This is a genomic window from Bartonella sp. B41 (genome assembly GCF_053795765.1).
This window is the reverse complement of the sequence record NZ_CP200037.1, coordinates 1,119,707-1,142,404: the sequence shown is the minus strand read 5'-3', so window position 1 is coordinate 1,142,404 and position 22,698 is coordinate 1,119,707. Positions and strand designations below refer to the sequence as shown.

General features: G+C 39.4%; 19 protein-coding genes. 14 read left to right on the top strand and 5 right to left on the bottom strand.

Annotation, left to right across the window (positions count from 1 at the left end; genetic code table 11):
- Positions 1–4: 4 nt before the first annotated feature.
- Positions 5–658: a fructose-6-phosphate aldolase gene (gene fsa / locus V4P54_RS05025; RefSeq protein ID WP_455476935.1), complete on the bottom strand. Its 654-nt coding sequence runs from the start codon at positions 656–658 to the stop codon at positions 5–7.
- A gap of 367 nt (positions 659–1,025) precedes the next feature.
- Between fsa and V4P54_RS05020 the strand changes: the two genes are divergently transcribed.
- The 9 genes from V4P54_RS05020 to ispG all read left to right on the top strand — a co-directional run bounded on the left by V4P54_RS05020 (position 1,026) and on the right by ispG (position 13,252).
- Positions 1,026–3,224, top strand: coding sequence for a primosomal protein N' (locus V4P54_RS05020; RefSeq protein WP_455476934.1), 2,199 nt, complete (start codon positions 1,026–1,028; stop codon positions 3,222–3,224).
- Between the two features lie 277 nt (positions 3,225–3,501).
- A complete protein-coding gene (atpH, locus tag V4P54_RS05015; protein WP_455476933.1) occupies positions 3,502–4,086 on the top strand; it encodes an ATP synthase F1 subunit delta in 585 nt (194 codons plus the stop codon).
- A complete protein-coding gene (gene atpA, locus V4P54_RS05010) occupies positions 4,086–5,621 on the top strand; it encodes a F0F1 ATP synthase subunit alpha (RefSeq protein WP_455476932.1) in 1,536 nt (511 codons plus the stop codon). Before atpH ends, atpA begins: the two co-directional genes overlap by 1 nt.
- 20 nt (positions 5,622–5,641) lie before the next feature.
- Positions 5,642–6,553 carry a F0F1 ATP synthase subunit gamma gene (locus tag V4P54_RS05005; protein WP_455476931.1) on the top strand — a complete coding sequence of 304 codons (912 nt, stop codon included), beginning with the start codon at positions 5,642–5,644 and terminating at the stop codon, positions 6,551–6,553.
- Positions 6,554–6,572: 19 nt separating this feature from the next.
- The gene (atpD, locus tag V4P54_RS05000; RefSeq protein WP_455476930.1) at positions 6,573–8,165 is read left to right on the top strand and encodes a F0F1 ATP synthase subunit beta; all 1,593 of its coding nucleotides are present in this window, start codon (positions 6,573–6,575) and stop codon (positions 8,163–8,165) included.
- Between the two features lie 72 nt (positions 8,166–8,237).
- Positions 8,238–8,654 (top strand): F0F1 ATP synthase subunit epsilon, encoded by a 417-nt coding sequence (locus tag V4P54_RS04995; protein ID WP_455476929.1) that lies wholly within the window; start codon positions 8,238–8,240, stop codon positions 8,652–8,654.
- A gap of 23 nt (positions 8,655–8,677) precedes the next feature.
- Positions 8,678–10,327 (top strand): MFS transporter, encoded by a 1,650-nt coding sequence (locus V4P54_RS04990; RefSeq protein ID WP_455476928.1) that lies wholly within the window; start codon positions 8,678–8,680, stop codon positions 10,325–10,327.
- A 5-nt stretch (positions 10,328–10,332) separates the two neighbouring features.
- Positions 10,333–11,337, top strand: a complete 1,005-nt coding sequence (locus V4P54_RS04985; RefSeq protein WP_455476927.1) for an HlyD family secretion protein — start codon at positions 10,333–10,335, stop codon at positions 11,335–11,337.
- A gap of 673 nt (positions 11,338–12,010) precedes the next feature.
- Positions 12,011–13,252 carry a flavodoxin-dependent (E)-4-hydroxy-3-methylbut-2-enyl-diphosphate synthase gene (gene ispG, locus V4P54_RS04980; protein WP_455476926.1) on the top strand — a complete coding sequence of 414 codons (1,242 nt, stop codon included), beginning with the start codon at positions 12,011–12,013 and terminating at the stop codon, positions 13,250–13,252.
- 92 nt (positions 13,253–13,344) lie between these two features.
- On the opposite strand, the gene V4P54_RS04975 is transcribed toward ispG, so the two are convergent.
- Positions 13,345–14,247, bottom strand: a complete 903-nt coding sequence (locus V4P54_RS04975; RefSeq protein WP_455476925.1) for a polyprenyl synthetase family protein — start codon at positions 14,245–14,247, stop codon at positions 13,345–13,347.
- A gap of 301 nt (positions 14,248–14,548) precedes the next feature.
- On the opposite strand from V4P54_RS04975, the gene rpmF reads away from it, so the two are divergent.
- The gene (rpmF, locus tag V4P54_RS04970; protein ID WP_455476924.1) at positions 14,549–14,728 is read left to right on the top strand and encodes a 50S ribosomal protein L32; all 180 of its coding nucleotides are present in this window, start codon (positions 14,549–14,551) and stop codon (positions 14,726–14,728) included.
- 178 nt (positions 14,729–14,906) lie between these two features.
- Here the strand turns inward: rpmF and V4P54_RS04965 are convergent, their stop codons facing one another.
- The 3 genes from V4P54_RS04965 to V4P54_RS04955 all read right to left on the bottom strand — a co-directional run bounded on the left by V4P54_RS04965 (position 14,907) and on the right by V4P54_RS04955 (position 17,699).
- Entirely contained in the window at positions 14,907–15,488 is a 582-nt protein-coding gene (locus tag V4P54_RS04965) for a CarD family transcriptional regulator (protein WP_455476923.1), read from the bottom strand.
- 313 nt (positions 15,489–15,801) lie between these two features.
- On the bottom strand, positions 15,802–16,140 hold the full coding sequence (gene fdxA, locus V4P54_RS04960; RefSeq protein ID WP_455476922.1) for a ferredoxin FdxA: 339 nt from the start codon (positions 16,138–16,140) through the stop codon (positions 15,802–15,804).
- A 26-nt stretch (positions 16,141–16,166) separates the two neighbouring features.
- The gene (locus V4P54_RS04955) at positions 16,167–17,699 is read right to left on the bottom strand and encodes a hypothetical protein (RefSeq protein WP_455476921.1); all 1,533 of its coding nucleotides are present in this window, start codon (positions 17,697–17,699) and stop codon (positions 16,167–16,169) included.
- Positions 17,700–18,250: 551 nt separating this feature from the next.
- Between V4P54_RS04955 and V4P54_RS04950 the strand changes: the two genes are divergently transcribed.
- From V4P54_RS04950 to V4P54_RS04935, 4 genes are all read left to right on the top strand, one after another.
- Entirely contained in the window at positions 18,251–19,162 is a 912-nt protein-coding gene (locus V4P54_RS04950; RefSeq protein ID WP_455476920.1) for an RNA polymerase factor sigma-32, read from the top strand.
- Positions 19,163–19,710: 548 nt separating this feature from the next.
- Positions 19,711–20,346 (top strand): thiamine diphosphokinase, encoded by a 636-nt coding sequence (locus V4P54_RS04945; protein WP_455476919.1) that lies wholly within the window; start codon positions 19,711–19,713, stop codon positions 20,344–20,346.
- A 100-nt stretch (positions 20,347–20,446) separates the two neighbouring features.
- Complete coding sequence (locus tag V4P54_RS04940; protein ID WP_455476918.1) at positions 20,447–20,836, top strand: hypothetical protein; 390 nt, start codon at positions 20,447–20,449, stop codon at positions 20,834–20,836.
- Positions 20,837–20,844: 8 nt separating this feature from the next.
- A complete protein-coding gene (locus tag V4P54_RS04935; RefSeq protein ID WP_455476917.1) occupies positions 20,845–22,686 on the top strand; it encodes an ABC-F family ATP-binding cassette domain-containing protein in 1,842 nt (613 codons plus the stop codon).
- Positions 22,687–22,698: the final 12 nt, after the last annotated feature.

Genomic DNA, 22,698 nt, shown 5'->3' with positions numbered 1-22,698 from the left:
GGCTTTATATGATACTTTGACCGGTTTTTGCCCAATCAGTTGAGAATATCTGCAATCCTTGATCAGTTAGGGGATGTTTGACTAGATCTTTTAATATTTTTGGTGGAATAGTTGCAACATCTGCGCCATTTAGTGCTGCTTCCTTAACGTGGTTGACACTACGGATAGAAGCAGCCAAAATTTTCGTTGTGAAGTGATATTGGTCATAAATAGTACGAATTTCGTGAAGTAGTTCGTTGCCGTTCACTCCGCAATCATCAATTCTGCCAACGAAAGGGGAGATAAATGTTGCTCCTGCTTTTGCAGCTAATAGGGCTTGGTTAGCAGAAAAACATAGGGTCAAATTTGTTTTCAATCCTTGTGTAGTGAGTTCTCTGCACGCTTTGAGCCCATCAAATGTTAGAGGGAGTTTGATGCAAATATTATCGGCAATTTTAGCTAAAATTTCCGATTCTTTCATGATTGTTTCAAATTTTGTTGCTGTAACTTCAGCGGAGACAGGCCCTTCTACAAGAAAACAAATTTCTTTTATAACCTCAAGAATATTGCGTTCTGATTTTAGGATTAGTGAGGGATTTGTGGTGACGCCATCAACTAAGCCTAGGCTTTGTAATTCTTTGATTTCTTCAATATGAGCGCTGTCTACAAAAAACTTCATTTAAAATCTCCTTGTTTTTTAGTTATTTAAGATTTGCACTCTGGCATCTCGTCCTGTTTTTATTGTGTATTATTTGCTGCTGAACAAGCAAACGGAAAAGTTGGCATTTACATGGTAAGTTAAGATCTCTGTTGGAAAAAGCAAAGATTTGAGTATTAGTAGAAAGGAAAAAATGTAAAAACGTTTATTTATGGTGTTGGTATCATAGATGAATTGGAATGGTTATTATTGGTGAGATGTTATCAGTAGGGTTAAAGTGTTAGATTGCTCAAAAAGGATTCTCTCACATTTGAGAGTATGACAAAATAATTGTGCAAGTGCAATATTGTGGGATTCAGACAAAACATTGGTGTAAGGGATAAAATCTGTGACAGAGGAAAAGATTGTTTCAGTTTTAGTGTCTCTTCCTGTTGCCCATACTTATAGTTACAAAGTTCCTTCCTCAATGAAGGTAGAGGTTGGTTCTTTTGTTCGTGTTCCAGTAATGGGGAGGGAAGTTTGTGGTTTTGTAGTAGATATTGGAGAACAGGTAGAGCTTATTGGGCGAAAGGTTGCACCTGTATCACAGGAGAAACTACGTTTTATTCTTCATGTTTTTGATTGTCCACCGTTAAAAACTGAAATGATTAGATTTTTATATTTTGTTAGTCAGTATACTATGGCTCCTTTTGGTCTTGTTGCACGATTAGTTTTATGTGTTCCATCCGCTTTAGAATCAGAAGAGCAAGTTCTTGGGCTGAGGTATTGTGGTGGAGATGTGGAGCGTTTAACGCCGGCGAGAGCAAAAGTTTTGGCGTTAGCGTGTGATGGAATGGTTTGGACGCGTTCTGGTCTTGCTCATGCAGCTGGAACTTCTGTTTCTGTTGTTGATGGGTTAAAATCACTTGGTGTTTTTGAAGATGCTATTTTGCCTGTGCCTACTCTCGTGGCAATGCCTGACCCTGATTTTTGTTCTCCTGTACTGGAAGGCGCACAGAGTTTAGCTGCTGCAGTGTTGCGGAAGGGTGTTGTATCTTCGCAGTTTCAAGTTTTTTTACTTGATGGTGTTACTGGATCAGGAAAGACGGAAGTTTATTTTGAAGCAGTTGCTCAGGCGCTAAGGAAGAATAAGCAAGTTTTGATTTTATTGCCGGAAATTGCTTTAACGCAGCAATTTTTAGATCGTTTTTATGCACGCTTTGGAGCATCAGCGGCCGAGTGGCATTCAGATTTGGCACCACGTCGTCGGGAACGCGTGTGGCGGCAAGTTGTGGAAGGGCGGGTACGGGTTGTTGCTGGTGCACGTTCGGCGCTTTTTTTACCTTTTCAAGATCTTGGGTTAATTGTTGTTGATGAAGAGCATGACGGTGCTTATAAACAGGAAGAGCGCATTTTTTATCACGCACGTGATATGGCGGTTGCGCGTGGATCTTATGAGAATTTTCCTGTTATTCTGTCTTCTGCTACACCATCGATTGAAAGCCAGGCTAATGTTTTGTGGGGGCGTTATCAGCAGGTTAATTTGCCATCGCGTTTTAATGAGGTAGCTCTGCCTCATTTGCAGGTGATTGATATGCGTCAAAAGAATGTAAAAAGAGAGTGTTTTATCTCTTCCACTCTTGAACGTGCTTTGATACAAACTGTTGAGAAGGGAGAGCAAGCACTCCTTTTTCTCAACCGGCGTGGCTATGCACCTTTAACTTTGTGTCGAGTTTGTGGATATCGTTTTCATTGTGCAGATTGTTCAAGCTGGCTGGTTGAACATCGCTTACAAGGTCAGCTGAAATGTCATCATTGCGGGTATCATCAACCACTTCCAGAGGCGTGTTCTGAATGTGGGACTTTAGATCATCTTGTAGCTTGCGGTCCTGGTGTAGAGAGAATCGCTGAAGAGACACGGAGGCTTTTCCCACATGTTCGATTATTGATTTTATCAGCTGATTTAAAAGGCGGTATTGGCCAGTTACGACGTGAATTGGAAGCGGTTGCTAATGGGGATGTTGATATTATCATTGGGACACAATTAGTCGCTAAGGGATATCATTTTCCTAAATTATCTTTAGTTGGGGTAATTGATGCAGATCTTGGCCTTTCTAATGGCGATTTACGTGCTGCTGAACGTACTTTCCAGCTTTTATCTCAGGTTACGGGGAGGGCAGGACGTACGGGGTTAAAAAGTTTAGGATTATTGCAAACTTATCAGCCTGATCACCCTGTTATACAAGCTTTGCTTTCGCGAAAACGTGAGGACTTTTATAAATATGAGATTGCCTCACGTCGGCATCATTATCTTCCGCCTTATGGTCGGCTTGCTGCTTTGATTGTGTCTTCGGAGAAGCGCCAAGCTGCAGAACATTATGCACGGGTGTTACGTCAAGCGGCACCACAAGAAAAGAATGTTTCGCTCATGGGGCCAGCAGAGGCACAGCTGGCTCTTGTGCGTAGACGTTATCGTTTTCGGCTTTTGCTACAGGGACAGCGTTCTTTTCACATGCAAAGGTTTATTCATACGATGCTTGCAAATGCTCCTAAGATACCGAGTTCTGTTCGTGTTCAAATTGATATTGATCCGCAAAGTTTTTTTTGAGAACACAGTAGAATAACATAGGGGTATCCGTTTAAGAAAGTTTCTTTCTTTTGATGTGAAGAGTGTTTTTTAAATCATTTTCAGAGGCGGTTTAAGAATTTTATTAATTTTTTTAAAAAGCATTGATTTGTGGTGTTGCGAGTCGATAGTGTCTATGCTAGGAACTGGAAAGTTTTTCGTTTTTCGTTTTAATTAGAAGATTCTTAAGATTTGGGATATCTGACCCATTTCGTTTGATGATTGTCAGAGAGTCGTTCAGGAAAAAAGGCCGTATTTCGTGTCGGGTTCATTTTCTCTTACGCCGCTGCCGTTAGCAGAACAACGCTATGCGCAGGCACTTTTTGATCTCGTTCAAGAAGTTGGATCCATTGAAGATGTTGAAGAAGCAGTGGCATCCTTTCTACTTATTTTGGATAAAAATGAAGATTTGAAGTACTTTGCAAAAAGCTCGTTTTTTTCCGTAAAAGAACAGATCAAAGCGATTTGTTCTGTTTGCGAAAGAATCGGTTTTGCTGATGAAAGTGCAGGTCGGATTGTTTGTAATTTTTTATGTGTTGTTGCATTAAATCGCCGGCTTTACGCTATATCTGATATTTTACATGCTTTTCGACGTTGTGTTGCTTTATTTCGAGGAGAAACTTCAGCACAGATTGTTTCTGCACGTCCGTTGAATTCTTTTCAAGAGAAAAAGTTGCGTACAACTTTAGAGAGTGTTGTTGGGGGAAAAGTTTTTTTGCGCATCTCTGTTGATCCGACAATCCTTGGTGGGTTAATCATTCGCTTAGGATCATCGCAGATTGATGCGTCCCTTGTGGCGAAATTATCTTCGCTTAAGCTTGCATTGAAAAAAGAGGTCAGCTGATGGATATTAGACCATCTGAAATTTCAAAAATTTTAAAAGAACAAATCAGAAACTTTGACCAAAAGGCTGAAGTTTCAGAGATTGGTTGGGTTTTATCCGTGGGTGATGGTATTGCCCGCGTTTATGGTTTGGATAATGTACAAGCGGGTGAAATGGTCTCCTTTTCAAATGGTGTGCGTGGGATGGCACTTAATTTGGAAGTTGATAATGTCGGTGTGGTGATTTTTGGATCAGATCGCGATATTCGTGAAGGTGATTGTGTTAAACGGTTAGGCACTATCGTTGATGTTCCCGTGGGGCCGTCTTTGCTTGGTCGTGTTGTTGATGCACTTGGAAATCCTATAGATGGCAAAGGGCCCATTAAAGCAACAGAGCGTCGTCTGGTTGATGTGAAAGCTCCTGGAATTATTCCACGTCAATCGGTTCATGAGCCGATGTCGACGGGATTAAAAGCGATTGATGCTCTCATTCCCATTGGGCGTGGACAGCGCGAATTGGTGATTGGTGATCGCCAAACAGGTAAAACGGCAATTTTACTCGATACATTCTTAAATCAGAAGTCCTTTCATGAAAAAGGTGCTGGGAAAGACCAAGATAAGGTATATTGTATTTATGTTGCTGTTGGCCAAAAGCGTTCAACAGTTGCACAATTTGTGAAAGTTCTTGAAGAGCGTGGAGCTCTTGATTATTCGATTATTGTAGCGGCTACGGCTTCTGATCCTGCTCCATTGCAGTTTATTGCGCCTCTTGCTGGTTGTGCAATGGGGGAGTATTTTCGAGATAATGGTCAGCATGCTTTGATTGGTTATGATGATCTTTCAAAACAAGCAGTTGCTTATCGTCAAATGTCTCTTCTGCTTCGTCGTCCACCTGGTCGTGAAGCTTATCCTGGAGATGTTTTTTATTTGCATTCACGTCTTTTGGAGAGAGCTGCAAAATTAAATGCTGAGAATGGTTCTGGATCTTTAACTGCTTTACCGGTTATTGAAACCCAAGCAAATGATGTTTCTGCTTATATTCCAACGAATGTGATTTCTATTACAGATGGGCAGATTTTTTTAGAAACAAATTTGTTTTATCAAGGGATTCGTCCTGCTGTGAATGTTGGTCTTTCTGTGTCTCGTGTTGGTTCAGCTGCGCAAATTAAGGCAATGAAGCAAGTTGCTGGTTCTATAAAAGGTGAATTAGCTCAATATAGAGAAATGGCAGCTTTTGCGCAATTTGGTTCAGATTTGGATGCTTCAACTCAGCGCCTTCTAAATCGTGGTGCACGCTTAACAGAGCTTTTAAAACAGCCACAATTTTCTCCACTTAAAGTAGAGGAGCAGGTTATTGTTATCTTTGCTGGTGTGAATGGTTATCTTGATTCCTTGACTATTTCTGATGTTAGTCGTTTCGAGCGAGGTCTTTTGACGCTTTTGCGTAGTGACTATCAAGATCTTTTGGATGCAATCGCTAGCCAAAAGCAGATAACGGATGATATTAAGGGCAAATTGGTTGCAGTTCTTGATACTTATTCGAGAAATTTTGGATGATGAATTAGTGGAATGTTCGTATGGCATCGCTGAAAGATCTTAGGGACCGAATTGCCTCAGTTAAGGCAACACAAAAGATTACAAAGGCCATGCAAATGGTTGCTGCGGCAAGGTTGTATCGTGCACAAGAGGCCGCTGAGTTTGCACGTCCTTATGCACAACGGATGGCTTCTATTTTGGCTAATGTTGCTGCTGATGTTGATGAGGTTGATGCTCCTCCCTTGATGCGTGGCACTGGTCGTGATGATGTGCACCTTTTGGTTGTTTGTACAGCTGAGCGTGGATTATGTGGTGCATTTAATGTGCAAATTGCGCGTCGTGCTCGTAAGCAAATAGAAGTACTTCTTTCTGCTGGTAAGATAGTTAAAATTTTAACTGTTGGCAAAAAGGGGGCAGATATTTTAATGCGTGATTACAAATCCTTGATGATTGACCATATTGATTTGCGTTCTGTAAAGCGTATTGGTTTTTCAGAGGCAGCGATGATTGGCCAGCGTATTATTGATTTGTTCAATGAAAGAGCATTTGATGTGTGTACGCTATTTTATTCTGAGTTTATTTCGGTAATTAATCAGCGTCCGACAATTTTTGGCCTCATCCCAACTGTTTATTCAGAGGCTGTTATTAAAAGAGGTAACATTTCTGAAAAAACAGATAAAAATAGAATTTTGCATTCGACAGCTTATGATTATGAAACTGATGCAGTTTCTCTTTTAGATGAGCTTGTGCCACGTAATATTTCGGTACAAATATTTCGGGCTTTGCTTGAGAATGTTGCTGGTGAAATGGGTGCGAAGATGGGGGCTATGGATAGTGCGTCGCGAAATGCAGGTGAGATGATTAATAAATTGACAGTTACTTACAATCGGCAGCGTCAGGCGCAGATCACTACGGAATTGATCGAAATTATTGCAGGCGCTGAAGCGCTTTAAATTGAAGAGGTAAGAATTGATGGTAAAAGCAGTGGCGGCAAGTAGAGGCACATCAAAGGTTGAAGAAAAAAAAGTAACTGCTCGTTCGAGTGTGAAAAAAGATACCTCAAAGTCTCGAGTTGGTGTAAGGGCTTCTTTAAATTCATTGCGGACTTATTCTAAAGAAATATATACAAAAGGTTCTGTTGGAGAAATCAAGCAGGTTATTGGTGCTGTTGTTGATGTGCAGTTTGAAGATGCGTTGCCTAACATTCTTAATGCGTTGGAAACAGAAAATTTAGGCAATCGGTTGGTTTTAGAGGTTGCTCAACATTTAGGTGAAAATACAGTACGTACCATTGCTATGGATACAACAGATGGTCTTGTGCGTGGTCAGAAGGTTTTTGATACGGGAACACAGATTAGTGTGCCTGTTGGGGAAGCAACGCTTGGCCGTATTATGAATGTTATTGGAGAGCCGGTTGATAATGTTGGGCCGATTGCTACGACCAAGATGCGTTCGATTCATCAGGATGCTCCTCCATATGTTGAGCAATCGACGGCTACAGAAATTCTTGTTACTGGAATTAAAGTTGTAGATTTGTTAGCACCTTACTCTAAAGGTGGTAAGGTTGGTTTGTTCGGGGGTGCTGGTGTTGGTAAAACCGTTTTAATTATGGAGCTCATAAACAATATTGCAAAGGCTCATGGTGGATATTCAGTATTTGCTGGTGTGGGAGAGAGAACGCGTGAGGGTAATGATCTTTACTATGAAATGATTGAAAGCCGTGTGAATGTCAATCCAAAGGATAATAATGGTTCAACGGAAGGGTCGAAGTGTGCGCTTGTTTATGGGCAAATGAATGAGCCGCCAGGAGCACGTGCCCGTGTTGCTCTTTCAGGGTTGACTATTGCAGAGAGTTTCCGTGATGAGGGGCAGGATGTTCTTTTCTTTGTGGATAATATTTTCCGTTTTACGCAAGCAGGAGCCGAGGTTTCGGCTCTTTTAGGGCGTATTCCTTCTGCTGTTGGTTATCAGCCAACCTTGGCGACGGATATGGGTGCTTTGCAAGAACGTATTACCAGTACTAAAGTAGGGTCTATTACTTCTGTTCAGGCAATTTATGTTCCAGCAGATGATTTAACTGATCCGGCTCCTGCGACATCTTTTGCACATTTGGATGCAACGACAGTTCTTTCACGTTCTATTGCTGAAAAAGGTATTTATCCAGCGGTTGATCCTCTTGATTCTTTTTCTCGCATGTTAGATCCGTTGATTGTAGGTGAAGAGCATTATACAGTTGCTTGTCAAGTTCAAACTATTTTACAACGGTATCGCTCATTACAGGATATTATTGCTATTCTTGGAATGGATGAGCTTTCCGAAGATGATAAGTTGCTAGTTGGGCGTGCGCGTAAGATTGAACGTTTCCTTTCGCAGCCTTTCCACGTTGCTGAAGCTTTTACTGGTTCTCCTGGAAAACTTGTACCTTTAGAGGATACAATTAAAGGATTTAAAGGTCTTTGTGCTGGTGATTATGACGGTTTGCCAGAAGCAGCTTTTTATATGGTTGGTTCTATCGATGAAGCTGTTGAAAAAGGAAGACGCCTCGCTGCGGAGGCCTCTTCGTAAAAGATAGTCTATGATGAGTGTTCGTCGCGAAGATAGAAAGAGATTTCTGTATTAGGTTTTGTGGAGGTTACTTTGGAAAACAGTAAGGTAGGACATTTTTTGTTTGAGCTTGTGTCTCCTGAAAAGCTTGTTTTTTCAGACCAGGTGATGTCTGTTGTCCTTCCTTCAGCTTCTGGTGTTTTAACAGTGATGGCTCATCATGCGCCTTTACTGGCAAGTATTGAATTAGGCAGTGTTCGTGTTTTATCTTCTTCGGGTGAGAGGTTGTTTGCTGTTTTTGGAGGTGTTGCGGATATTACTTCTTCGGGATGTTCTCTTTTGGTAGAGAAAGTTGTTGCTATTGAGCATCTTTCTTTTGATGCATTGGAGCAGAATATTTTGCAGATTCGAGCGACATTAGAAGGAGAATTAAGCGACGGAAAAGGCCATAAAGTAGAAGAATTTTTTCGTCAACTAACAATTCTTGGTGATGTATTACCGGAGGCATAACGGATTATGCAGGAAAAAGAGACATGAGCGACAAAAAAAGCGCGATTATGTCTGCTGAGGAGATTGGTTTCCCCCCTCATTCAGGCGCTATTTTTGCAGGTTCTCTGCCAAGATGTTTTTTTTACATTTTTGCCTCTTTTATTCTGCAGTGGGCTTATGGCTTAGGAGCTACGGTTGTTCAATCAAATATTATTCAGCTGACTGGTGATTTTCATGCAACTACAACTGAAACTATGTGGTTAGTTGCTGCCTATATGGCACCAAATGTGAGTGTTGCAATCATGTTGATCAAGATCCGCTACCAATTTGGATTGCGTGCTTTTGCGGAATTGTCAATTCTTGGGTTTGTTTTGGTTTGTATTTTTCAGCTATTTGTTACAGATTTAAATTCTGCGTTGATCATTCGTTTTTTTGCTGGTATTGCTGCAGCGCCGCTGGCTTCTTTAGCGCTTCTTTATATGATGGAAGCTTTTGCGCCAGAGAAGAAATTTACTATTGGTCTCAGCCTAAATTATATGAATGCAACTTTAGCGGTTCCCTTATCTCATTTAATTTCGCCTGATTTGCTAGAGAGTGGTGGATTTTCTAGTCTTTCAGCGATGGAGATGGGGTTGGTTCTTATCAGTTTAGGATGTATCTTTTTTCTTCCACTGACTCCTGTTCCACGTAATAAAGATATTAAAACATTAGATTGGATAAGCTATGGTTTGATTGCATTTGGTCTTGGACTGAATGCAGTAATAATTTCTATTGGTAAATTATATTGGTGGTTTGAAGCGCCGTGGATTGGTTGGGGGCTTGCGCTTGTCATTGTATTTTTGGTTACTGCAACCATTGTTGAGCTTAATAGAGAAAAACCATTAATTGATTTACGTTGGCTTTTTAGTAGAGAAATGGTACAATCCGTTCTCATTTTATTAGTATTTCGAGTTCTTTTACTGGAACAATCTACTTTGGCGTCGGGTTTTTTTAATCTTTTTGGCTTATTCAATCGAGAAATGATGCCTATGTATTTCGCTGTGACGCTTGGGATTATTTTGGGGGGAGCGGTTTGTGTCTTTTTTTTGCAAGCTGGTCGTGAAGATTATTTTTATCTTTTGTCTTTGAGCTGTTTGGCGCTCGGATCTTATTTAGATAGTTACATAGGTCATTTGACTCGTCCAGAGGATATGATGCTAAGTCAGGGATTAATAGGATTTGGTTACGCACTCTTTTTACCTCCCGCTCTTTTTAAGGGATTTGTTATAGCAAGCAGGCGAGGGCCTAGTTATGTTTTAAGTTTTATTGCCATTCTTTTGTTGACACAAGTGACAGGTGGATTGATGAGTTCGGCCTTTTTTGGAAGTTTACAGTTTTTTTTCGCACATAAGCATTTTGAACGCTTAACTCAGAGTATTGTTGCTACGGATCCACTTGTTTCAAGTGAGATGAGTACCTTATTGTCGCCTCTTTATGGTGTTTCCATTCCTCATGCATTCGAAGATAGACAAGACATTTCTGCGTTTGTTGAGAAACTTAAGTTAACAGCAAATATTTTTGCTTATAATGATGTTTTTCGTCTTTATTTTTATATTGCAACGGTTGTATTTGTTATTTTTCTTGTAAAAGTCTTTTTAAGATCACGCTCTTTGATCGCGTTTAAACAGCAAAGCAATGTTACTAAAGAGGAGTGAGAGATATGATAACGGCATTGCGGTCGAGGGCGACGATTATTGCATTTCTATCGGGTGTTGCAGGTGTCTTGCTCATTTTATGGGCTTGGAATCTTCCTCCTTTTGTAAGTACAATTCAAGTAACGGATAACGCTTCTATTAAGGGGAATGTTACTCTTGTAAGTCCGCAGATTCCTGGTGTTGTTGCACGAATCTATGTTCAAGATTATCAAAAAGTTGAACAGGGGATGCTTTTGTTTGAGCTTGATGATTCTCTTTTTCGGCAGCAACTTGCTCAAGCACAGGCCGTGCTTGATTCAAAAAATGCAAAACTCGCAAGTATTTTGTTGCAGATTCAGCTTTTGCAGGGGGAAATTAATATTGCAGAGGCTGAGTTAGCACGGTCTCAAACATTCTCTAGCGCCCCTTCTGGAAATAAGAAATCAAGTTTTGGCGAGATTTCAAGTTCAGTTTCTCGTTCCCTTTCGCAATTATTAGAAACACTGGAAACAAAACGTCAATTGCGAAAACAATTGGATCTTGAAAAGCAAAGCTTGCAGTCGGAGGTTGCTGGAGCAAAAGTTGGCGTTGAATTAGCTAAGCTAAATTTAAATCATACTAAAATTTTATCTCCTAGAACGGGGTATGTCGGGTTAGTTGGTGCACGGGTAGGGCAGTATGTTTTACCTGGTACACAGTTAGTGTCTGTCATTTCTGATGATATTTGGATTATTGCTAATTATAAAGAAACGCAACTTTCTCAAATGCGTGTTGGACAACCTGTGATCTTTTCTGTTGATGCATTGAATAATCAGAAATTAACAGGGTGCGTTGTTCGTTTTGCACCTGCTACAGGTTCAGAGTTTTCATTATTAAAAACGGATACAGCAATTGGTAATTTTATAAAAATTGCGCAACGTATTTCAGTTCGTATTGCTATAGATCCTGGGCAAGAGGGTATTGAAAAGTTGATTCCTGGTATGTCTGTAGTTACATATGTGGATACTTCGCAAAACACTTCTGGAGGTTGAGTTTATGGGTCTTTTAAGTCTGATTTTTATACCTTTTTCTTTCAGTAAGTGGGCATTTACCCTAGAAGATTTTGTTTGGTTTATTCTTATGAAGATTATAAGTTATTATTTTTATTTTTGATTTGTACAAGTGATAGTGTTTGCAACGTCTGCCCAGATGTATAGAGAAATTCCTATTTTTGGATGGATATTAAAGGGCTTTATTGCTGAGAAGGGTTTTGCTCTTTTAATCTAAGAGAGGTAGCCAAAACTATTGCTATGGCTAATGTGGTTATTGGGGGTGAAGTTACTTTTTCTGTGTATTCAATTTTTCAGAAGTGTTATCAAAATTTTATTATCATATTCGAACCTGAATGGTTTATAATACTGGACTCATTTTTATTTCGCAATATATTTTAAATTTTAGTATCGTGAGAATATACTGAAAATGGACATATTTTGTAATATAATAGCAAATTATGTCATCTTACAGCAATAGAAATTGTATTTTGGACGTTTGGCATGGCAGCTTGAGAATTTAGAAATTTCACTAATTGCGCTGCATGTTGACTAGGGGCGAAAGTCAGGTTTTTGTTCGGTAAGGTCGTTTTTTTAATTCATTTTTTCGAATTGTATTCGTAGGTGTTGCTGTTGTGATGAGCGATAGCACGGATTTTTTGGATTTGAGGATTTGATGAATACAGCATATTATTTGTCTAAGCCTTTTGAGCGTCGTCGATCTGTTGCTGTGATGGTTGGTGATGTCGTAGTTGGTGGTCATAGTCCGATAGTTGTCCAGTCAATGACCAATACTGATACTGCTGATGTTGAAGCAACAGTCGCACAAATTGAAGCTCTTTGGAGAGCAGGTTCGCAGCTGGTGCGGATAACTGTTGATCGTGATGAATCAGCTGCCGCTGTTCCTAAAATACGGCAGCGATTAGAACAGTTGGGTATTTTTGTACCATTAGTAGGCGATTTTCATTATATTGGTCACAAACTTTTATCAGAACATCCTGCTTGTGCTGAGGCGCTTGCAAAATATCGGATCAACCCTGGAAACGTTGGTTTCGGTGCAAAAAAGGATCGTCAGTTTGCAGAAATTATTGAGATTGCTTGTCGATATTGTAAGCCTATTCGAATTGGTGTCAATTGGGGATCACTTGATAATGTGTTGTTAACACGACTTATGGATGAAAATGCTGAGAGAAAAGATCCCCTACCTGTTGCTGAAGTAATGTGGGAGGCTGTTGTCCAGTCTGCAATTCATTCTGCTCTTTTAGCTGAAGATATTGGGCTGGGACGCGATAAAATTATTCTTTCTGCTAAAGTGAGTGATGTACAAGATCTTGTTTCTGTCTATAGCATCCTAGCAGAACGCTGTGATTATGCACTTCATTTGGGATTGACTGAAGCAGGTATGGGAACAAAGGGTATCGTTGCATCTTCTGTTGCTTTGGGAATTTTGTTGCAACAAGGGATTGGGGACACGATCCGCGTTTCATTAACTCCTGAACCCGGTGGGGATCGGACGCGGGAAGTAAGGGTAAGTCAAGAGCTTTTACAAGTTATGGGATTTCGGCAATTTTTACCCGTTGTTACTGCTTGTCCTGGATGTGGTCGTACAACTTCAACGGTTTTTCAGCAATTGGCACAAAAAATTGAAGCAAATTTATGTAAAAATATGCCTGTATGGCGCGAAAAATATCCTGGTGTTGAAGGATTGAAGGTTGCAGTAATGGGGTGTATTGTCAATGGACCTGGGGAGTCAAAACACGCTGACATTGGGATTTCTTTGCCTGGAATGGGTGAAAATCCAGCAGCGCCTGTTTTTATTGAAGGTAAAAAGGTGAAGGTTTTGCGGGGAAATCACATTGCTGAGGAATTTGAAGCAATGCTCGGTGATTATATTCATACGCGTTTTGGACAAAGCTAGAGAATAATTTGGCTTGTTTGAAATAGAGAAAAAGTTTTTTACTTCTCGTGTTTTGATGTCTATAGTTTGATATTTGGATAGAAGATAGATTATTAGTTTTTACGTGTTGCTATAAAATGAGCTATTTGTTGGAGTTTTTCTGCTTTAGCGCCAAAGGGACGCAGCAGCTCTTCTGCTTTAGAGAGGAGTTCGTCTCGTTTTTGTTGCGTTTTTTGAATACCATAAAGACGAACAAAAGTGGCTTTGTTTGCTTTTTCATCTTTACCGGGAGTTTTTCCTAGAATTTCAATACTTGTTGTTACGTCAAGCAGGTCATCTGTTAATTGAAAAGCGAGACCGATGGACGTTCCGAAATCCGCGAGTCTTTGAATAAGAGTTTCAGGTGCGTTGCCGACGATTGCTCCTGCTTGACAAGCAAATCTTATAAGAGATGCTGTTTTCATGTTTTGTATAATGGTTATGTTATTGCTATCTTGCGATTTTTTTTCAGCTTCAAGATCTAGTATTTGTCCACCTACCATGCCGCCAAAACCTGCTGATTGTGCAAGAGTCGTGATCAATCTTATTCTTGTTTCGAAAGAGAGCGTATGGGCTTTATGTGCAATAATTTCAAATGCAAAGGTTAAAAGTGCGTCACCTGTTAGAATTGCTGTAGCTTCGTTAAATGCTTTATGAACGGTTGGTTTTCCACGTCGTAGAATGTCATTATCCATAGATGGTAGATCATCATGAATGAGTGAATAACAGTGGACACATTCTAATGCACTTCCAATATCAAGAACTTGTTCAGCAGAAATGTCAAAAAGTGCAGCACTCTGGGTGACAAGGAAAGGACGTAAACGTTTTCCTCCATTCAGCGTACCATAACGCATAGCTTTAACTAAAATTTCAGGGCGAGAAATTTCACCATTTTGGACTTTATAATCTAAAAGTGTACAAAGTCGTCTTTCAATAGTTTTGCTGTGTTCTGCAAGAAGGGCTTCAAATTCATGCATTCTTGCTTCCTTTATTTTTTATAAAATAGGACTCCAGAATTATAGGCTGGAGGATATCATTTTCTTCTCTTTTTTAATCTAGTTTGCACAAGCTGTAACCTCTGTTTATTAAAAAACAGCTTTATTTGAGTGCTTATACACATTATAGAAGGCAGTATTTAGAAGTCAGATAAAAAATTAATGAAGGTCTAGTAAAAAAGCTTTAATCGGTGTATAAGCAAATAGAATTTTTTATGTTGTTCGTAAGGGCTGTGTTATTCCAACACTGCTTGTTTTTTTTGTAGATTTGGAGTGTCTTTTTATGGCTGTACCTAAACGAAAAACTTCTCCATCAAGACGGGGTATGCGCCGTTCGGCTGATGCCCTTAAGGCGTCGACTTATGTTGAGGATAAAAATTCTGGAGAATTGCGTCGTCCTCATCATATTGATTTAAAAACTGGTATGTATCGTGGACGTTCGGTTTTGCCTGCCAAGGATTGACTTCTTTTTTTTGGCACTGCTTTGGTGTTAGGTATTCTCTAACACCGTGTAGGTTGGCATTTAATTTGGTGATAGACTTTTCTTCTATATATAATGGATAACAAAAAAAATGAAACTGGCATGAACAACCAGTTTCGTTTTATTGTTCATTCTGTATCTAATAATACAGAATTGCCTGCTATGCAGCACAAACTGTGCCGCTAACATCTGCTTCATTTACTTCAGTTTTGAACCCACGTTTTGGTCTATTAGAAAGGTGCATTTCTATAAGATTGATGGCCTCTGTTTCAGAAAGACTATTTATAACGGCAATTTCACGCGCCATCCTGTCAAGTGCAGCAATATAGAGTTGGCGTTCAGAATAAGATTGTTCAGGTTGCAGGTTTGAACGAAAAAGATCGCGTACCACTTCAGCAATGCAAATAAGATCTCCTGAATTGATTTTAGTATCATATTCTTGAGCGCGACGTGACCACATGGTTCGCTTAATTCGCGCTTTTCCTTGCAATATTTTGAGTGCACGCTCAACAGAGTCAACTGCAGATAATTTGCGCATTCCAATAGAAATGGCTTTTGCAATTGGTACTTTTACGTCCATCTTATCTTTAGCAAAGTGAATAACAAAAAGTTTTAATTTATGTCCTGCGACTTCTTGATCTTCAATCGCTATAATTTGCCCAACTCCATGGGTGGGATATACGATATATTCAAAAGTCGAGAACCCCTTAGCATTAGAAGAGGTGCTGTATTGGGGTGCCATATTCTATTTTACTCCCTTTATAGCTAACAAGCAAATATGCCAGAAAGCAGGATAAAGCCTAAACGCCTAGTGTTCTTTGACTAAGTATATTATACTAATCTCGTGAGCATAAAAGTTAAGTACTTTTAAATTCAATAAAAAACACTTTGTCCAACAACAAAGAAGAAAAGAAAAAAATACTTAGAAAGATATTTATATCGGAATAACACTAACATCAAAGACCAAAAGAATCAATCATTTCGCTTTGAATTTTTTATGTTTACATGGAACGATTTTAATTTTTGCAAAAAGGATAGTGTGTATCGTGTAGTTATTATTCGCCGCTTCCTGGATTTTCCGAAAAATACTTTTCTAATTTATTTGGAACACCATCCATTTCTTTTGCTTGAGGAAGAGGACTTTTTTGAGTAGTTAAATTAGGCCATTTTGTCGCATAATGTAGATTAAGCTCTAGCCATTTTTCTAGCCCTGGTTCTGTATCAGGTTTGATAGCTTCCGCAGGACATTCTGGCTCACAAACACCGCAATCTATACACTCGTCTGGATGAATGACGAGCATGTTTTCACCTTCATAAAAACAATCAACAGGGCAGACCTCAACGCAATCAGTGTATTTGCAGTGAATACAATTGTCGGTTACTACGTAAGCCAAGATAAAACTCTATTTTCACTTTTAGGTTAATGACTTTTAAACGGAAATATATGGGTTTCTTTGTTATTTATAAGTTGATCGCGTAGCACAGCTAATTTTGCAAAAGGTGAATCAGAATTAGAACGTTTTGTTATTTGAGATGCTTTACTTTTCTGGCTTTTGCTGTGAAGGGAAGCGGATTTATCAAAGTTTTTTGAATATGATAATGTTTTGTGAGAAGTATTTTCACTATCCCTACTCTTAAAGGCTCCTCTGTGTTTGTTTTGACGATTTTGTCCAAATTTATCACGTTTTTTATGCGTGTGGTAATTGTAACGCCACAGCAAAATAACTTTATCTTCTGTTGCGATGCGTTTTTGTTTAGCAAAATCGCCAACAGGTTCAGCTTCTGGTAGATGATCGTTAGGAAGATATTGTTTTTTTACACACTCAGACAAATTTTCTTTCTTTTCTTCTGCGGTTTTAAATTCACTTTTTATTTTCCATTGATCACCAACGCATTCTGCCTCAGGAGTGCTTTGTTTCGTTGTGCATGCGGGGGTTGAAGTTTTATTTTGAAGAAATGTTTGTTCAAGATCAGCACTACTACAGGGATGCGATTTATAGCCAAGTCCTTTAAGAATTTCTTCCATATCAGTCCCATTAGCTCCGAGGATAGACATCATCGTTGTTGTGGCAAAAAAGCTTTTACCATCGTAGGCTCCATCAGGCTTTGGCTCTGTTCCTTGTTTCCAATTAAGTGCAGAGCGGATTAGGTTAGCGAGACGTTCTAAAATATCAATTCGCACAGCACGTTGACCTAAAATTCGATAACCAGCTATCTGGTAAAATTGACGATTGTAAGTAGGATCTACAACTAAGGAGGTCCTTCCAGCAGATAAAGCAGTGAAAATCTCGTTTAAACCAGTTTGGTCTTTCCCTTTATTTTGAAGATTCCACAGTAGCGTAATTGCTTGTACTTGAGCCGGTTTAAGCATCGCTGCCACATAGATGTGGAAAGCACCAAAACGGACACCTAACTGCCGCAGTACTGCTCGCGATTCTTGATCAAGATTTTTTACCGTTTCTGCGATTTCTCTGCGGGGTAAAATTCCTAAATGCTTAACAAGTTGCAAAGCAAGGTTTCGAGTTAAATCTGTTAAGGAATCTGCATTGCGCAAGTCGAATAGAGGTTTTAAAACTGTTTCAAAATGAAAAGTGACAAAACGTTCTAATCGTTTTATGACATTATCGCGGGCTTCTCCCGTTAATTCTGTATCTGCTAAAAGAATGAGTTTAGGGTTTAAAAATTCTTCAGTTGCAACTAGTTGTCCAACTGGTTGGCCAATCCAGCGAACCATTCCGTCAGAATCAAGAGTAAAATCCCCATTGGCAGAAGCACAAAAACGCGCTGCACGTTTGGTAAAAGCAAGGATTAGATTTTCATTATCCGCTAAGTTTTGTGTATCGGTTGCCTGACAAACGCTGTTCTGATTTATGTAAAAACGAAAGCCCTCAAACCTTCCACTCCCGTACTTTTCAATAAAAACATCATTCTGTTGAACAATCTTGTTATCCATGCGTTTTCTTTCTCAGCGCCATTTAAAGGCTATTCCTAATAATGCCATAATTGTGCGGCTCCTTTAGCACGTTTACAGTGCTCACTTCAATCATTCTTATTCGTTTTTTGGTACTTCTTTTTTGTTTTGGTGTATTTTATTTCTGCACGTATATATAGCGCTTCTTAGCTATGTGAAAAAGCTGAAAGCATAAAATTATTCATTAAAAAATTAAATAATCTGCTGGTTCAACAAAATAAATACTGTTTTGTTGGCGGTTTTGTTTTTTTTCTGCTCGCATCATGACGATACAAGGAAAAGCGTATCACGAAAATTTTATGAGAAAGCAACTCAGCGTATTTTAAAAAATCTGTGGCGCTCTATGTCGTTGTTTTATCAGTAAATCTGTGTCTCAGAATAAGAAGTTTTGCGATTAAAATAAAAAAACAATTGCGATTATAAAAATACACGTTAAAGTAGTATCTACGAAGACAGACAACTTTTGCGTTCTTTTGTAAGAATGGGCGTGAGTGCCAAATCGGCTTTGAAAACTTTAATCGCAAGGGGTTATTATGGGTAATCTTTCAAGTGCTGTTTACAAAAGCAGTAAAAATTATGGCGATGCGGACAAAAGTCTGGGGCGCAACATGATGCGTTCTGCTATGCAAGCGCCTTATCTTGAGCGACAAAAAGAGCATGATTTAGCTTTACGCTGGAAAGACAAACGTGATGATGATGCTATGCATCAAATTGCAGCAGCTCATATGCGTTTGGTAATTGCGATTGCCAATCGTTTTAAACGTTTTAAAATGCCATTGGGCGATCTTGTTCAAGAAGGCTATGTTGGACTACTGGAGGCTGCTGCGCGTTTTGAACCTGATAGGGAAGTGCGTTTTTCTACTTATGCAACATGGTGGATCCGTGCATCTATTCAAGATTATATTTTACGCAATTGGTCAATTGTTCGAGGTGGAACAAGTTCTTCACAAAAGGCGCTTTTCTTTAATCTTCGGCGTTTGCGCGCAAAATTAGTACAAGATGATAGTGCTTTGACAAAACAAGATATTTTTCGAACAATTGCTGAAAAACTCGGTGTTTCAGTGCATGATGTTGAAACGATGGATTTTCGTTTTTCTGGGTCTGATAATTCACTGAGTGTTTCTGTTTCTGAAAGTAGTGAAAACTCTATTGCTAAAATGGATGCTCTCGTTGATGATAATCCTCTTCCTGATGCCTTAATTGAGCAAGTGATTGATGGCCAAAGAAGGACACAATGGCTCTATGAAGCATTGCAAATTCTTAATGAGCGGGAACTTGAAATTATTCGATTTCGTCGGCTAAATGAAGAGGGTGCTACTTTAGAAGTTTTAGGCGAAAAATTAGGGATATCAAAGGAGAGGGTACGGCAAATTGAAGCACGAGCTTTGCAAAAGCTGCGTTCTGCTTTGCTAACGGCCAATTCAGCAGATGCTTATGATGTATAACTGCTTTGTGTCTTTAATTATTTTAGATGTGAGTCGCTGCAAATAAGGGCTAAAATGTTTATTGAATGCCTTTATTAACGGTGATGAATTAAGGCTGCATAGGTGTGGCAGAGATTGTTTATCAATAGAGCATTTTAAACTCTGAGATGAAGCTATACGGCTTTTATTATCCGTTGCATTTATGTTACGCAAGACTGATTAAGAGCTTACTTGAAATGTCCATTAATTAAGTGAAAATGATTTTTCGGTGAAAAAATAGTGACAGTAAAATGGCAGTGATTGTGGGTTGATGTATATTTTGTAAAATGGTGGGTATTGTGATGCACTGAAATGTGGCATAAGTGTCATATTTGATTCTTTAAGGTACTTTTGATTTTCCCAAGAGGGTTTTAGGAAAAAAGTATGCTGCTTCGGGAAATCTTTGTGTGATAAGCTAAAGGAGAAGCATCAAATTCATTAAGGAGGCTTGGCAGGATTTGGTGCAAAAAAGGAGCGGTTTTTGAAAAAAGGTGCTGTAAAAGAGAATGTGACGAGAGGCATGATATGTCATGACAATATTTACAATATTGTTAAATGGGGATGTTCGTATTACCGATCGTTTACGCAGCCAAATTTACAAGAGCCGAGTCATTGCTGCTGATGGTGGGATACGTCATGCTGAAGCGCTGAATGTGGTGCCAGAGTTGTGGTTAGGAGATTTTGATTCATCTGATCAGAATTTAATGCGTAAATACAGTGGTATTCCTCGTGAAGTTTTTCCCCCTGATAAAGATATGACTGATAGTGCGTTGGCGTGCGAAAAAGCTTTACAATACGGTGCCAAGAAGCTCATTTTATGTGGCGCTTTTGGAGGAGAAAGGAGTGACCATAGCCTCTCTCATATGACTCAAGCACTCATGATAGAAGAAAAAGGTATTTCAGTGTTGTTAACAAGCGGTAATGAAGAAGGATGGCCTGTTTTGCCAAAGCCTTTTTCATGCGATTTACCAGATGGTTGCCTTTTTAGTATTATTGGTTTTTCTGATTTGCAGGGGTTGACTTTATCAGGTGTACAATGGCCAATTTTAAACAAAAACGTGCCTTTTGGATCTTCCTTGACACTTTCTAACCGTATTTGTGGAACTTTTTCTTGTTATTTATGTTTTGGAAAAGCGATATTATTGGCGTCTATGCCTATTTTATAAAGTTCTTCTGGTGTATCTTAATAAAGCAGGGGGCTTAATAATAAGGGATGACATAAATAATATACCCTTATTTTTGATCTTTTAAGGAAAGGTTTTATGTATGTTAAAATCAGTTTTAAGAGTAGCAGTTGTCTCCGCCGTTGGTGTCAGTTCAGTAGCATGTAGTATTAGTGAACAGAGGGTTGCAGGTTTTGGCGCTGGGGGAGCTGCGCTAGGTGCTTTAGCTGGATCAGCAATTACTTCTTCTCCTGAAGGAGCACTCGCTGGTGCTGCAGTTGGTGCTGTTGCAGGTACAGTAACAGGTATAGCTGCAAACCAGAAAAGACAGCAAAGACAACAGAAAATTGTTGTTCAGCAACCATTATGCACGTATCGTAGTCGTTCTGGCAAGATTTATCAAGGGCCTTGTCCTCAAAAAACCACAGTGCCACAGCTATGTACTTACCGTGATGTAAAGGGTGCATTATACCAAGCACCTTGTGTTAAATAGTCTCGTTAATGGCAGGACCACTACTACGACTTGATCGTATTTTTTTAACTTTTGGAATAACTCCTTTGCTCAACCAAGTTTGTTTATCGGTGGAGCAGGGAGCTCGTATTGCTTTGGTAGGGCGTAATGGATGTGGAAAATCGACGCTGTTAAAAGTTGCAGCTGGGATGATAGAACCGTATGAGGGAGAGATTTTTCGTCATCCTGGGGTAACGATACGTTATGTATCGCAAAGTCCTGATTGTTCAGGGTTTGAAGATATTCGTACTTTTGTAGAATCTGGGTTGGATAGTGTTCCAGATGTGGAATGGATCAATACACTTTTTGCAAATCTTGGGTTTTCAGGAGATGAGAAATTAGAAACACTTTCTGGTGGTGAAAGGCGGCGTGTTTTGTTATTACAAGCAATTGCTGCAAAACCAGATATTCTTCTACTGGATGAACCAACAAACCATCTTGATTTACCGACTATTGAATGGCTTGAGAAGATCTTATCTTCTTTACGTTCTGCGATCGTTGTTATTTCGCATGATCGGCGCTTTTTAGAAAATGTTTCTCGTTCGACAGTGTGGCTTGATCGGGGGATAGCTAAAAGGTTGGAAAAGCGTTTCTCTGAATTTGAGAGTTGGCGTGATAAGGTGCTTGAAGAAGAAATTCGAGAACAGCACAAATTGAATCGGCAGATTGTGCGTGAAGAACAATGGCTGCGTTACGGAGTAACAGCACGACGTAAGCGTAATGTGCGGCGTTTGGGTGAATTAAAAGAATTACGACAACTTCGTAAAAGTTATAAAGAGCCATCTGGAAGTGCACTTTTGGTAGCTCATAAAAGTCATGATTCTGGTCAATTGGTGCTTGAAGCTGAAAAGATTTTAAAATCTTATGGTGATCGCATTATTGTAAAAGATCTATCTTTGCGTATTAAGCGTGGTGATAGGATTGGTCTTGTTGGCTCTAATGGTATCGGAAAAACAACATTGCTTTCTGTTCTGATTGGGAAAGAATCGGTCGATGGTGGTACGGTGAAGCATGGGTATAATTTATCTTTTGCATTTCTTGATCAACAGCGTACCTTGAATGAGGAAGAAACTGTGGCACAGTATTTAACTGGTGGTGGGGGTGATAGTCTTCTAATTAATGGGCAAGAGCGACATGTTGTTTCTTATATGAAGGATTTTTTATTTTTACCTGAACAAGTGCGTACACCCATAAAAGAATTATCAGGCGGGGAAAGAGCTCGTTTGATGCTTGCACGGCTTCTTTCACGGCCGGCAAATTTTTTAATTTTAGATGAGCCAACTAATGATTTAGATATAGATACATTGGATTTATTGCAGGAATTTGTTGCTGATTTTGCTGGGACAGTATTGTTGATTAGTCATGATAGGGATTTCTTAGATCGGACAGTGACCCATATATTAGCGCCTCAAGGTGACGGCCATTGGATTTTGTATGCTGGTGGTTATAGCGATATGATAGCACAAGGTGGAAAGGCTTCATTGGTACAGAGGAAAGAACTTTCTCAGGGAAAAGAGACAGCAAGAACATGTTCGCGGGAGCAAACTAAGAGAGCTTTATCACGGGAAAAAATAATGTTGCGCAAATTGTCTTACAAACAGGTTTATGCGCTAGAAAAATTGCCTGAACAAATTGCTGTTTTGCAGAATGAAATTAAACAAATCGAACATGATCTTTCTGACCCAGCACTGTATTGTTGCGATAAAAATCGTTTTGAGCGTTTATCAACAGTGCTGGAAGAAAAGAAAAGTTCTTGTGCACAAAAAGAAGAAGAATGGTTGGAGCTTGAGCTTCTACGAGAAGAAATAGAAAAGCAAACGTATTCGTGTTGATTCGGTACTTTA